The organism is Brucella sp. TWI559, assembly GCF_039674265.1.
Classification (GTDB): Bacteria; Pseudomonadota; Alphaproteobacteria; order Rhizobiales; family Rhizobiaceae; genus Brucella; species Brucella chromiisoli.
The window spans coordinates 58,543-72,561 of sequence record NZ_JBDJNE010000012.1; the positions used below are offsets into that span (position 1 = coordinate 58,543).

The following is a 14,019-nucleotide window of genomic DNA, read 5'->3' on the forward strand; positions in this document are numbered from 1 at the left end:
ATGACGCAAAGTGTAGATAAAAACGCACAGTCCGAACGCATAGCGGAACTTTTTAAAAGCTTCTTTCCCGCAGGCGAGATCGGTAGCTTTGTGAATGGTGAGATTATCACTGGAAATGGCGCTGAGCAGAACCTGACTGATCCGGCGACGGGCAAAGTCTTTGCATCTTACAAAGATGCAGATCAATCGGTTATTGATGCCGCAATGGAGAGTGCTGCGCGCGCGCAAAAGGAATGGATGGCTCTGACGGCTTCCGGTCGCGGTCGCGTGATGAACGAGATTGCCCGGCATATCCGCGAGCATGCGCAGCGCATTGCGGAAATCGAAAGCCGCTCTGCCGGACGCCCCATTCGCGATATTCGCGGTGAGGCTGTTCGCGTTGCCGAAATGTTCGAATATTATGCAGGCTGGTGCGATAAGCTTTACGGCGATGTTATTCCTGTGCCGAGCAGCCACCTTAACTATACACGACACGAACCAATCGGCGTTGTGACGCAAATCACCCCATGGAATGCGCCATTGTTTACCGGTGGCTGGCAGATCGCGCCTGCTATCTGCGCAGGAAATGCCGTCGTCATTAAACCATCAGAACTCACACCGCTGTCCACGCTTATCCTTGGCCTGATGTGTGAACAGGGCGGTGCACCGCGCGGTTTGGTCAATGTAATCGCGGGCAATGGGCCAACAGCGGGGCAAGCTGCGATTTCGCATCCGCGAACCGGACTTGTGGTCTTTGTCGGTTCGGCTCAGGCCGGTTCGGCCATTGCTGCTTCTGCTGCAAAGAACGTGGTTCCCTGTATTCTTGAGCTTGGCGGCAAATCCGGGAACATCGTGTTTCCAGATGCAAATATCGAGCGTGCGATTATCGGTGCACAATCGGCTATCTTCAGTGGTGCAGGACAAAGCTGCGTCTCTGGTTCGCGCTTGCTCGTGCATCGTTCGATCCATCAGGAATTTGTTGAGCGCTATGCCAAGGCAGCAAACCGCATCGTTGTCGGCGATCCTTATGATGATAATTCACATATCGGTCCGATCAACAATGCAAAGCAATGGTCAAAGATCGACCAGATGGTTCGCGACGGTGTTGCAGATGGGGCCGTATTGGCAGCGGGCGGCAAGAAGCCGGAAGCACTTGAAGAAACCGGCGGATATTATTATGCGCCGACAATTCTCGATCAGGTTGATCCTGCAATGAATATCGCAAAGGAAGAAGTCTTCGGCCCTGTCGTGGCTGTTATGCCATTTGATGACGAAGCCGAAGCCGTCGCGCTTGCCAATGATAATCCGTATGGTCTTGCGGGCGCGGTATGGACCGAAAATGTTGCACGCGCGCATCGCGTTGCTGCAAATGTGCGTGCCGGTACGTTCTGGATCAACGGCTATAAGACCATTTCTGTTATGTCCCCGTTCGGCGGCTTTGGGCGCAGCGGTTATGGCCGCTCCAGTGGCAAGGATGCGTTGATGGCTTACACGCAAGCAAAGAGCATCTGGGTTGAAACGGCGGAAAACCCTGCCGTGACATTCGGATACTCTCCAGAAGCCTGACCGGCGAAAGCAGGGAAGAAAAACTCTGTGTTTAACGCTGAGAGCGCCGATCCGATCAGATCGGCGCTCTCAGGTCTTTGATTGGAAGCAGAACTTATCAATTCCAGCTTCCATGCGCCGCTTACCCCCGCTCCGTCAGGCGCGACGCGTGCCTGACGATACAATGTCAAGATAGACGGCCAGCACCAGAATGCTGCCTTTGATGATCTGCTGCCAGAATGTATCAACGCCGAGCATCGACATGCCATTGTCGAGGCTCGACATGATGAGCGCACCGACCAGCGCACCAATGACTGATCCCACGCCACCACGCATGGATGTACCGCCGATAAAGCACGATGCAATCGCATCAAGTTCGCCACCGAAACCCGCCGATGGCGTACCGGCTGCAAGACGCGCTGTTGTGGTCAGCCCTGCGACAGCCGCCATCAGCCCCATCAGCGCAAACACAGCCATTTTGACAAAATTCACATTAACGCCGGAGAAGCGCGTTGCTTCGAGATTTGAGCCAACCGCATAAATATGCCGGCCAAAAACCGTCTGTCGCGAAATGATTGTGAAAACACCCAGAATGACCAGCAACACCAGAACCGGAAATGGAACGCCCTGATAGCTGTTGAGCACCAGAATGAAACCAAGGATCAGGATACCTGTACCGATCAGACGTGCAATCTCCATTGCCGGTGACAGCGTTTGCAGATTGTGCTTTCGTTTGCTGGCGCGCGTCCGCAGCGTGATCAATATAAGCACGGCGAACAAAGCCATCGCGCAGACATTCCCAAACCATTCCGGCAGATAACCCTGCCCCAGATATTTGAAGTCTGATGAGATCGGCGCAATCGTTACACCGCCCATAATGCCGAGCACGATGCCGCGGAAAACCAATTGTCCGCCGAGCGTAACAATAAAGGACGGAATGCCGAGATAAGCCGTCAGCCATCCATTAAAGCCGCCCAAAATCACGCCCAGAACCAGCACGGTGCTGATTGTTGCCCATAATGGCCAGCCATAAACCACATCGAGCACGGCTGCGATACCGCCCAGCAAGCCTAGCATAGCCCCGACAGAGAGGTCGATTTCACCCGCTACAATGACAAACACCATGGCGGAGGCCAGCATCCCGGTAATCGCCATCTGCCGTAGAAGATTGGAGAAATTACGCGCCGTCAGAAACTGCGACCGCCCCATTTCCGGGTCGTAAGTCATGATAGCAAAGAATGCCCAAATCAGCGCAACAACGATAAGAAGCGCCACGATCTTGTATTCTGCGAGAAATTTTCTGAGGCTTTTGCCTGTCAACGTCATGTCATGCACCGGTTAGATTGACTGCGGAATTAGACTTATAAAAACTAGGCCGCATTGGTTGCAGGCTTGCCAATTGCAGCGGCAAGAACCTTCTCCTGGGTGAGATTTTCATTCGGGAAATCGCCGCGCAACTTGCCCTCGCCAATCACGAGAACACGATCACTGATGCCAAGCACCTCCGGCATTTCGGATGAAACCATCAAAATGGATACGCCCTGTTTGGCGAGCTCGAATATAAGTTTATAAATTTCGTATTTTGCACCAACATCAACGCCGCGCGTTGGCTCATCAAGAATGAGAACCTTAGGATCAGGCAACATCATTTTTGAAAGCACTGCTTTCTGCTGATTGCCACCCGACAGCGAAGCAATTTCCAGCATCGGATCAGCCGTCTTCACTTTAAGGCGCAGAATTTCGTGCTGAATTGTTGCAAGCTCCGCCTCCTTGTCTATCAAAGCGCGCAGCGAAAACCGCTCGAGCACGGAAATCGTCATATTATGACCGACAGGCATGATCGGAAGAATTCCGTCGCGTTTGCGGTCTTCCGGCACCATGCAAATGCCCTGGCGCACCGCATCCCGCGGAGTTTTGATTTTGATTTCCCGCCCTTCGAGGAAAACCTTTCCTTCATGTGCACCCGGCCAGACGCCAAACAGGCTTGAGACCAGCTCGGTGCGCCCTGCCCCAACGAGGCCCGCAATACCCAAAATCTCGCCACGTCTCAGAGCGAAGGAAACATTATCAACCACCTTGCGCTCGGGATTGGTCACGTCCCAGCAACTGATATTCTGTGCTTCAAACACCACCTCACCAATGTCATGGGGCTCACGCGGAAAGAGGTTTTTCATCTCGCGTCCCACCATCATGGTGATAATGTCTGGCGTTGTAAGCTCGGCCATGGGGCGTGTCGCAATATGTGCGCCATCGCGAATAACTGTAACGGTGTCCGAAATTTCCGCCACTTCATCAAGCTTGTGAGAAATGTAAACACAAGCCATGCCCTGTTGTTTGAAGTCTTTGATCAGATCAAGCAGCACGCGCGTTTCAGAAGCAGTCAGCGCCGATGTCGGTTCGTCCAGGATCAGAAGTTTTGCGTTTTTGTTGATCGCTTTCGCAATCTCAATCAATTGCTGTTTGCCACCGGAATAATGATAAACGGGCAAAGCAACATTGATGTCGTTAATCTTGAGCCGTGCAAGCAGCTCTGCCGCACGCGCATTCATCTGGTCATAATCAATGAAGCCGCCAGTGGTGGGCTCAGACCCCAGAAAAATGTTTTCAGCCACCGAAAGATGGGGAACCATCATCAGTTCCTGATGGATAATGACGATGCCAGCAGCTTCCGTATCACGAATGCCAGTGGCTTTGAGTTCCTTGCCTTCCCAGAAAATCTGGCCGGTCCACGTGCCATAGGGATAGACCCCTGAAAGCACTTTCATCAGTGTGGACTTGCCTGCACCGTTCTCGCCGCACAGCCCGACACATTCTCCCGCGCGCACTTTCAGGTAAATGCCATCGAGCGCCTTCACGCCGTTGAACTCTTTACCGATATTTCGCATTTCCAGAAGGTATTCGGACATCAACAATGACCTTGCAGTAAATTTCAAAAACCTTGCTTTGCGCAAGCCAGTACCGACAACGCTGTCAAAGACAGGAGACCAGGAATGATCTTAAACTGGGTGCCGCATATCTTTAATGCCGCACCCAGTCCGATAGTCTGCAATCAAACAGGCAGAAGAAAAGGCTTACTTTCCTTCGATCTGTTCCTTCGTGTAAAAGCCATCGGTTACATAAATATCGACATTATCTTTAGTGACAGCCGTTGGCGTCAGCAGAAGTGTGTCGACTTCCTTGGAACCATTATCGATTTTGCCATTGAATTCAGGCTTTTCATCGCGAACGAGCTGAACCGTGAGCTTTGCTGCTTCTTCAGCAATCAGCTTGAGCGGCTTATAAACAGTCACGGTCTGTGTACCGTCAACCAGACGCTTTACAGCGGCCAGATCGCTGTCCTGACCCGACACAGCTGTCTTGCCTGCAAGGCCCTGTGCTGCGAGTGCCTGAATTGCACCGCCAGCAGTACCGTCATTGGAAGCAACAACAGCGTCGATCTTGTTCTGGTTCGCAGTCAGCGCATTTTCCATGATGGAGAGCGCTTCTGTCGGGCTCCATTCTTTAACCCACTGCGAGCCGACAATCTTGACTTTGCCGGAATCGACTGCTTCCTTCAGCGCCTTTTCCTGGCCTGCACGCAGCAGCTTCGCATTGTTATCCGTTGGAGAACCGCCGAGCAGATAATAATTGCCTTCCGGCTTTTCCTTCAGCACAGATTCCGCCTGCATGTAACCAACGCGTTCATTGTCGAAGGAAATATAAGCGTCGATATCGGCGTTGAGGATCAGGCGATCATAAGAAAGAACCTTGATGCCCGAAGCCTTTGCATCCGCCACGACCGCATCGAAAACCTTTGAGTTCATTGGTACGATCACGATGGCATCAACGCCCTGCGAAATCAGGTTTTCAACCTGCTTAACCTGCTTTTCTTCATTGCCATCAGCCGACTGAACATTGACCTTGGCACCCAGCTTTTCCGCTGCCGCGATGAAATAATCACGGTCACGCGCCCAGCGCTCTACGCGCAGATCGTCAATAGAAAAACCGATAACCGGATTTTCAGGCGATGCAAAGGCGCTCGTGGTACCCATGGCACCGATACCGAGCGCTGCTGCGACAAGCGCGCCTGTCAAAAAATTACGACGTTTCATGCACGTTTCCTCCAATCACCGCCGGCTTGATGCCGGTTGATAAAAGACCTCGCCCCGAACGAACCTGCCCCCGGAGTCTGGCACGACAAGCGACCTCCGAAGAGGCCCTTCATTCTTTATCTGGCTGATCCTCCCACGGTGCAATGCACCAAGATCACCAAAGCAGGACCGCGCGCAAGCGCACGACCCCATCCTCAGGTGCAATTGATACGGAAACAAAAATGAATAGCAAGCATTTTTTGATTTACGTACCTCATTTTTGCTCATATGTTGCGCTCCGAGGAGTGAAAATGAAACCTACCGTGCATGATATAGCCAGAACTGCGGGCGTCAGTCTCGCCACGGTTGACCGTGTGCTGAACGACCGCCCCGGCGTAAGAGCGAAAACCCGCGAGCGTGTAACGGACGCGATGAACACGCTTGGCTATGTGCGTGATGTCAGCGCTGCCAATCTCGCACGCGGCAGGCTTTATCAGTTCGATTTCATTTTACCGGATAACGAAAACACCTTCATGCAAAGCCTGCGCAGCGAGCTTGAAGCGGCCACCGAGCGTGGATATTCCGAGCGGGTTCTGATCAATCTGGTGCTTATTCCGGCATTTGATGAAGTAGCTCTTGTGAAAGCGCTGGATGAAAGTGCTGAACGCAAACCCGATGGGGTGGCTTTTGTAGCCGTCGATACTGATCCGGTGCGTAACGCGTGTAAGAGACTGGCCGAATCAGGCATCCATGCCGTCACGTTGGTGTCTGATCTTGGCGGTTCTTCGCGCGCGCATTATGTCGGCATCGATAATGTTGCAGCCGGACGCACGGCGGCGCGTTTGCTGGGTCTCTTTGCGAGCGGCACCGATGGTGCCATTGCGGTTATCGCTGGCTCGCTGAAAGTGCACGATCATCTGGCGCGTTTTGAGGGATTCAAAAGCGCGATGGCGACCGATTTTTCCGGGCGCGCGATCCTGCCGGTTCTCGAAGGTTTTGACGAAAGCGCGCGCGTTGAAAAACTTGCGCTTGATCTTCTCGCAAAACGCAAAGATCTGGCCGGAATTTACAGTTTGGGAGCCGGGAACAGCGGACTTGTCCGTGCGCTTGCAGCGTCACGCAATGACAATCGGCCTCTGGTCATCGCCCACGAGCGCGACAGCGTTACATCGCAGGCACTCAAAGACGGCCTCGTTCATGCCGTACTTGCGCAGGACGCCGGTCATGAAATTCGCAGCGCCATTCGCATTCTTAAAGCCACTGCGGACCGCCTCGCCATTGTGCAGGGGCAGGAACATATCCGCATCGAAATTTTTCTCAAAGACAACCTGCCGCAGCTCGACTGAGGCGCAGACCAAACGGCAATTCAACTGGAGCAAATATGTATCTCGGGCTTGATCTTGGAACATCCGGCGTAAAGGCGCTTCTGATCGATGGCGAGCAGAAGCTTATCGGCTCCGCGCATGGTGAACTTGATGTTTCGCGTCCGCATCCGGGCTGGAGCGAGCAGGATCCAGCCCAATGGATCAAGGCTTGCGAAACGGCAATTGATGGCCTGCGCACAGCCCATCCAAAGGAATTTGCAGCCATTGCAGGCATTGGCCTTTCCGGTCAGATGCATGGCGCAACGCTGCTTGATGAAAACGATCAGGTTCTTCGCCCCTGCATTCTTTGGAATGACACCCGAAGCTATAAGGAAGCGGCAGAATTAGATGCTGATCCAGCCTTCCGTGCGATCACCGGCAACATCGTTTTTCCGGGTTTTACAGCGCCGAAACTCGTCTGGGTTGCGCGCAATGAGCCGGATATTTTTGCCCGTACCCGCATGGTTCTTTTGCCAAAAGATTATCTGCGCCTCTGGCTGACCGGCGAATATGTGTCCGACATGTCCGATTCCGCAGGCACAAGCTGGCTGGATACCGGCGCGCGAAAATGGTCGGCTGAACTTCTCTCGAAGACGGGACTGACTGAAAGCCAGATGCCCAAGCTTGCCGAAGGCAGCGACGCGACTGGCATTTTGCGCGCGGAGCTGACTGCGCGCTGGGGAATTTCAAAGGCGCCTGTCGTTGCAGGCGGCGCAGGTGACAACGCGGCATCCGCATGTGGCATGGGGACTGTTCAACCCGGCAATGCTTTTGTTTCGCTCGGCACATCAGGCGTGTTGTTTGCAGCCAATGGCGCTTATCAGCCCAAGCCTGAAAGTGCCGTCCACGCCTTCTGTCATGCGCTTCCCCACACTTGGCACCAGATGGGCGTTATCCTGTCAGCAGCCAGCGCGCTTGAGTGGTTTTCCCGCATAGCAGGCGCAACACCGCATGCGCTCGACACTGAGCTTGGCGACGCACTCAAAGCTCCTGGCAGCGTGACATTCCTGCCTTATCTTTCCGGCGAGCGCACGCCTTATAATGATGCAAAAATCCGTGGCGTTTTCAGCGGCCTTGAGCATGAGACTGATCGCAAGGCTATGACGCAGGCAGTTCTTGAAGGCGTGGCCTTTGCCATCCGTGACAATCTTGTCGCCTTGCAATCGGCGGGCACGCAGATCAAATCACTCATCGCCGTGGGCGGCGGTTCACGGTCCACCTATTGGCTTAAATCAATCGCAACAGCCTTGAATGTCCCCATTTCGCTGCCGGAAGAAGGCGACTTTGGCGCGGCATTTGGTGCGGCGCGCCTCGGGCTGATCGCTGCCAGTGGTGCTGATCCTTTCGCGATCTGCACGCCACCGCGCACAGCCCGCACCATCGAGCCCGAACAGGCGCTGCTTTCGTCCTATGACGAAGCCTATCAGCGCTATCACGCACTTTACCCCGCATTGCGTCCACTCGCTTAACAAGCAAGAGCACAGCACACTCACATCAACATTGGAGGAGCATGATGAGCACCGGATTTTTCGGCGACATCCAGAAAATACGTTACGAAGGACCAGACAGCGATAATCCGCTGGCGTTCCGCCACTACAACCCGGACGAAATCGTCCTTGGCAAGCGCCTTGAAGATCACCTGCGTTTTGCGGTCGCCTATTGGCACACATTCGCATGGGAAGGCGGCGATCCGTTCGGTGGGCGTACATTCGATCGCCCGTGGTATAAGGATGGTCTTGAAGCTGCAAAGCTAAAAGCGGATGTGGCATTCGAATTCTTTTCGCTTCTCGGCGCGCCTTTCTATTGCTTCCACGATGCCGATGTGCGCCCGGAAGGCAATAACTTTGCCGAAAATACCCGCAACCTCGAAGCAATCGTCGATATCTTTGAAAAGAAGCAGGCTGAAACCGGCATCAAGCTTCTGTGGGGCACCGCCAATCTCTTCTCGCACCGCCGCTATATGTCAGGTGCGGCAACAAATCCCGACCCTGAAGTGTTCGCCTTCGCCGCTGCTACCGTCAAAACGTGTATGGATGCAACCAAGCGCCTTGGCGGTGATAATTATGTGCTTTGGGGCGGTCGCGAGGGTTATGAAACCCTGCTCAATACAGATCTCGGTCGCGAGCTCGACAATATGGGCCGTTTCCTCAATCTGGTGGTTGAGTACAAGCACAAGATCGGCTTCAAGGGCACGATCCTGATTGAGCCAAAGCCGCAGGAGCCAACCAAGCATCAATATGATTATGATGTGGCAACGGTTTACGGCTTCCTCAAGCGCTATGGCCTTGAAAATGAAGTGAAGGTCAATATCGAACAGGGCCATGCCATCCTTGCAGGCCATTCGTTCGAGCATGAACTGGCACTGGCCCGCAGCCTCGGTATTCTCGGGTCTATCGATATGAACCGCAACGACTATCAGTCGGGCTGGGATACGGATCAGTTCCCGAACAATGTGCCGGAAATGGCGCTGGCCTATTATCAGGTTCTGCTCGACGGCGGCTTCAAGAATGGTGGCACCAATTTCGACGCCAAACTGCGCCGTCAGTCGCTTGATCCACAGGATCTTCTGATCGGCCACATCGGCGGCATGGATTGCTGCGCACGCGGCCTCAAGGCTGCCGCTCGTATGCTGGAAGACGGCGCGCTGTCCAAGCCTCTCGATGAGCGTTATGCAGGATGGTCGAGCGATTTTGGCAAAAAGCTTGCAACGGGCCTATCGCTGGAGCAAATCACGTCAGAAGTCGAAGCAAAGGATATCAATCCGCAGCCAAAATCTGGCCGTCAGGAATATCTGGAAAACGTGGTCAACCGCTACGTTTAATCATACGCAAAACAGAAAACCCCACTCAATGAGCGGGGTTTTCTTTTAAACTTCAAAAGACTTTCAGACACGCAAAGCCCTCTTTAGCTCTTTGATCCCTGCGGCTCTTGCAACACGACATTATGCGGTGTCCGGCAGGCCGCAAATCGATCAAGCTTCTGATCATAAGCCAACGTCTTTACCGCCATCATGCCAAGCACAGTATGAAACAGATTATCATGCGATGATGGCTCGCCCGCTGTCTTGCGCAGACAATCAAGATTGAGTCCCATATCCGCGACATAATCAGGCGCAAACCATGTAATGAAGGGAACATGCGTCTGCTGCGATGGCGCGATGAAATAGGGCGCGGCGTGAAGGTAAAGACCGTCTTCGCCAAGCGACTCGCCATGATCAGACATATAAATCATCGCGGGTGCAAGCTTGTCCTCATGCGCTTTGAGAAGATCGATGACCTCCGAGAGAATATGATCCGTATAGAGGATCGAATTGTCATAGGCGTTGACAATTTCTTCCCGCGAGCATTTTGCGAAATCATTCGAGCGGCAATCCGGCGTAAAACCTGCATATTCCGCCGGATAGCGGCGATAATAAGCCGGACCGTGACTGCCCGTCATATGCAGAACGATCGTCGTGTTTTGCGATATGTCATCCAGTGCCTTTGACAAATTATCGACCAGAATCTGATCAATGCATTCGCCGCCGTCGCAGTAACGCTTGTCTTGTGCACCCTGCAAATCAATGAGTTTGATCCGCTCGGCAACGCCCTTGCTGCCGGTATTATTCTCATACCAGCTCACGTCGACACCTGCATGTTTAAGCACATCCATCAGGTTTTCCGAACCGCGAAATTTCGTATTGGAATAATCCTTGCGGGTGAAAGGCGAAAACATGCAAGGCACAGACACAGAGGTTTCCGTGCCACAACTCGTCGTATCGGTGAAGGCAATAACGTCGCGCTGCTTCAATTCAGGATTGGTTTCCCGCGCATAGCCATTGAGGCTGAAATTCTGCGCACGTGCTGTTTCGCCCACGACGACAACGGTGACAAGCTTTTTGCCTCCCGGCAATTGCGTCAGCGCCTGCCGCGCATCCAACCCAAGCGGCTCCATCACAATAGAGCGGTTTTTATAAACATGCGATACATATTGGATCGTGCTGGCAATCGGTGTGCTTGGCATAAGCTTTTGCATGATATCAGCACCATGCTCACGAAACATCGATGAATAAGCCGCGTAATTCGTACCAATGATGACAAGCGATGCTATGACGCAACTTAGGATAACGCCTGTATTGACCAGCAATTTACCCAGAATGGGCCGATGTTTGACGCGAACCCATACGATGAATAAGGAAGGCACAACACCGTAAAGAAACATGTGCCACATAAAGCTTGGCGTAAGCAGTGCGCCGGATTCAGCCTGCGTTGTCGTCAGCGCCGCTTCAATGACATATTTATCGATAATTGTGCCAAAGGTATCTGTGAAGTAAGAACCGCCAGCCGCGACCAATATGAAAAATATCAGCATTGGCTTGATGACATATTTCGCGGAAAACAAAACAAAAAGTGCCACATAAAGCAGCAAAACAACGACGACTATGCCTGCAAGCCTGAGCGGTGAATCGGCATAAAAATTTCCGGCCGCGTGCCAGAACGATGTGTTTGTAAAAATGAGCACATAAAGTGCCGTTAAAAGGCACAGCGGTCCGCTGGCAATCACAGGACGGAATTTCTGCATGGTACACGCTTTCGAACGGTATTGAATTCGCGCACCCTACAGCGACGACCGAAAACTGGTTGGCTTTATCAGGCACATTTCGGACAAACATGAAATCAAGATGGCTTTTCTACGGCAGATGAGCTGTGTCATCCAACAAGCTTTGACGACATAGCAAAAACGCCGCCCAAAAGGACGGCGTTTTTTCGGTTTTATTTCATGTCAAAGACTGACCCATCCGCCATTTTTATTAGACGATCGCACGCAAGCGTCAATGAAGGCAACGCCCTTCACGCCATCATCGACAGTCGGATAGATCACCGCACTCTCAGGTTTTGTATTGTCGCGTCGCGCCTGAATAGCATTGGCAGCTTCACTGTAGATCGTCGCAAAAGCTTCAAGATAGCCTTCCGGATGACCGCTCGGAATACGCGTGACACGTGTTGCGGCATCCCCGACACCCGCACCACCACGGGTGATTAGGCGCTTCTGTTCACCAAACGGTGTAAACCACAGCCGGTTTGGATCTTCCTGCGCCCATTCAATGCCGCCTTTGGTGCCATAAACACGCAGCCGCAGCGCATTTTCATTGCCCGGTGCCACCTGACTGCACCAGAGCATACCCTTAGCACCACCTGCAAAACGCAGCATCACATGGGCATTATCGTCAAGACGACGCCCCGCAACAAAGCTATCGAGATCAGCCGCCAGGCTGTCCAGCGTCAGGCCGGTGACAAAGGATGCAAGGTTGAACGCATGGGTACCGATATCACCCGTTGCGCCACCAAGACCGGATTGCGCCGGATCGGTGCGCCAGACAGCCCCCTTGGCACCTGTTTCCTCAACCGCTTCGGTGAGCCAGTCCTGCGCATATTCCACCTGCACAACGCGCAGATCGCCAAGCTCACCATTAGCGATCATCTCACGCGCCTGACGAACCATCGGATAGCCGGTGTAATTATGCGTAAGCACAAACAATGCGCCGCTCTCATCGGCCACTTTCTTGAGCTTCTTTGCATCAGCCAAAGTCGAGGTCAGCGGCTTGTCGCAAATCACATGAATGCCGCGGCGCAGAAACTCCTTTGCCGCATCGTAATGCACGTGGTTTGGCGTCACGATCGCCACCGCTTCAATGCCATTCTTAAGGCGTGCTTCGCGGATCGCCATTTCCTTATAGCTTGAGTAAATACGATCTTCCGCAAGCCCAAGTTCGCGTCCCGAAACTTGTGCCTTTTCAGGCGAGGAGGACAATGCGCCGGCCACCAGTTCAAAGCGGTTATCGAGACGGGATGCCATACGATGCACACCGCCGATAAACGCACCGGCACCACCGCCAACCATACCCAAACGAATGCGTGGATTGGCGGTTTCTTTGGTTTTTGCTTCAATGGTCATCGTGTTTCCTCAAAGTCCGAGCATACGCCGGTTGGCTGCATCATCGGTTCCGCCAGCGGCAAAATCATCAAAGGCTTTTTCCGTCACGCGAATGATATGGTGTTTCACAAACTCCGCACCTTCACGCGCACCATCTTCAGGATGCTTGAGCGCACATTCCCACTCAACAACCGCCCAGCCATCGAAATCATTGGCAGCCATTTTCGAGAACACTGCGCCAAAATCAACCTGTCCGTCACCCAGCGAACGGAAACGGCCAGCGCGATTAACCCAGCCCTGATAACCGCCATAGACACCCTGCCGACCTGTCGGATTAAACTCGGCATCCTTGACGTGGAACATCTTGATACGGTCTTTGTAAATGTCGATATTGTCGAGATAATCCAGACATTGCAGCACATAATGCGACGGATCATAAAGCATGTTCGCACGCGGGTGGTTCTTCACCCGCTCAAGAAACATCTCAAACGTCACACCGTCATGCAGGTCTTCGCCCGGATGGATTTCGTAGCAGATGTCTACCCCATGCTCATCTGCATGATCAAGGATCGGCAACCAGCGGCGTGCCAATTCGTCAAAAGCAGTCTCAACCAGACCAGCGGGACGCTGCGGCCATGGGTAGATAAACGGCCACGCCAAAGCACCTGAGAATGTTGCATGAGCGCCAATGCCCAAATTGCGCGAGGCGCGGATGGCCATCTTCACCTGTTCAACCGCCCATGCCTGACGGGCTTTGGGATTACCGCGCACTTCCGGCACAGCAAAACCATCAAATGCTTCATCATAAGCCGGATGAACAGCAACAAGCTGACCTTGCAGATGGGTGGAAAGCTCTGTCACTTCCACGCCGTTTTCACGCGCGACACCGGCAAACTCGTCACAGTAATCTTTGGATTCAGCGGCCTTTTTCAGATCGATCAACTGGCTTGCCCAGGTCGGCACCTGCACACCGGCATAGCCCTTTTCCGCAGCCCATTTGGTAATGCCATCCCATGTATTAAATGGCGCTTCATCGCCAGCAAACTGCCCGAGAAAAATCCCCGGCCCCTTGATCGTTTTCATCAAAAGTTCTCCAAATCGAACGCAACTTTATTGAATTTGTGCAACCGCGCGCCCGTGAACCGGGC

General features: G+C 53.2%; 10 protein-coding genes. 4 read left to right on the forward strand and 6 right to left on the reverse strand.

Translation table 11 applies throughout. The annotated features are described in order from the left end of the window. A complete protein-coding gene (locus tag ABE530_RS14615) occupies positions 1-1,545 on the forward strand; it encodes an aldehyde dehydrogenase family protein (protein ID WP_499694981.1) in 1,545 nt (514 codons plus the stop codon). Positions 1,546-1,680: 135 nt separating this feature from the next. On the opposite strand, the gene ABE530_RS14620 is transcribed toward ABE530_RS14615, so the two are convergent. The 3 genes from ABE530_RS14620 to xylF all read right to left on the reverse strand — a co-directional run bounded on the left by ABE530_RS14620 (position 1,681) and on the right by xylF (position 5,615). Beyond that, positions 1,681-2,850 (reverse strand): sugar ABC transporter permease, encoded by a 1,170-nt coding sequence (locus tag ABE530_RS14620; RefSeq protein WP_265985097.1) that lies wholly within the window; start codon positions 2,848-2,850, stop codon positions 1,681-1,683. 44 nt (positions 2,851-2,894) lie between these two features. Next, positions 2,895-4,430 (reverse strand): xylose ABC transporter ATP-binding protein, encoded by a 1,536-nt coding sequence (locus ABE530_RS14625; protein WP_499694982.1) that lies wholly within the window; start codon positions 4,428-4,430, stop codon positions 2,895-2,897. Positions 4,431-4,595: 165 nt separating this feature from the next. Further along, positions 4,596-5,615, reverse strand: a complete 1,020-nt coding sequence (xylF, locus tag ABE530_RS14630) for a D-xylose ABC transporter substrate-binding protein (RefSeq protein ID WP_499694983.1) — start codon at positions 5,613-5,615, stop codon at positions 4,596-4,598. Positions 5,616-5,905: 290 nt separating this feature from the next. Here xylF and ABE530_RS14635 point away from each other — a divergent pair, with 290 nt between their 5' ends. From ABE530_RS14635 to xylA, 3 genes are read left to right on the forward strand one after another with little or no spacing between them, the layout of a single operon-like run. Then, positions 5,906-6,940 (forward strand): LacI family DNA-binding transcriptional regulator, encoded by a 1,035-nt coding sequence (locus ABE530_RS14635; protein WP_499694984.1) that lies wholly within the window; start codon positions 5,906-5,908, stop codon positions 6,938-6,940. Between the two features lie 35 nt (positions 6,941-6,975). Next, positions 6,976-8,427 carry a xylulokinase gene (xylB, locus tag ABE530_RS14640; RefSeq protein WP_499694985.1) on the forward strand — a complete coding sequence of 484 codons (1,452 nt, stop codon included), beginning with the start codon at positions 6,976-6,978 and terminating at the stop codon, positions 8,425-8,427. 44 nt (positions 8,428-8,471) lie between these two features. Further along, positions 8,472-9,779: a xylose isomerase gene (xylA, locus tag ABE530_RS14645; RefSeq protein WP_265985091.1), complete on the forward strand. Its 1,308-nt coding sequence runs from the start codon at positions 8,472-8,474 to the stop codon at positions 9,777-9,779. A gap of 83 nt (positions 9,780-9,862) precedes the next feature. On the opposite strand, the gene ABE530_RS14650 is transcribed toward xylA, so the two are convergent. From ABE530_RS14650 to ABE530_RS14660, 3 genes are all read right to left on the reverse strand, one after another. Next, the gene (locus ABE530_RS14650; protein WP_499694986.1) at positions 9,863-11,518 is read right to left on the reverse strand and encodes a phosphoethanolamine transferase; all 1,656 of its coding nucleotides are present in this window, start codon (positions 11,516-11,518) and stop codon (positions 9,863-9,865) included. A 201-nt stretch (positions 11,519-11,719) separates the two neighbouring features. After that, positions 11,720-12,892, reverse strand: coding sequence for a Gfo/Idh/MocA family protein (locus ABE530_RS14655; RefSeq protein WP_265985089.1), 1,173 nt, complete (start codon positions 12,890-12,892; stop codon positions 11,720-11,722). Between the two features lie 9 nt (positions 12,893-12,901). Next, entirely contained in the window at positions 12,902-13,954 is a 1,053-nt protein-coding gene (locus ABE530_RS14660; protein ID WP_499694987.1) for a sugar phosphate isomerase/epimerase family protein, read from the reverse strand. Positions 13,955-14,019 lie beyond the last annotated feature (65 nt).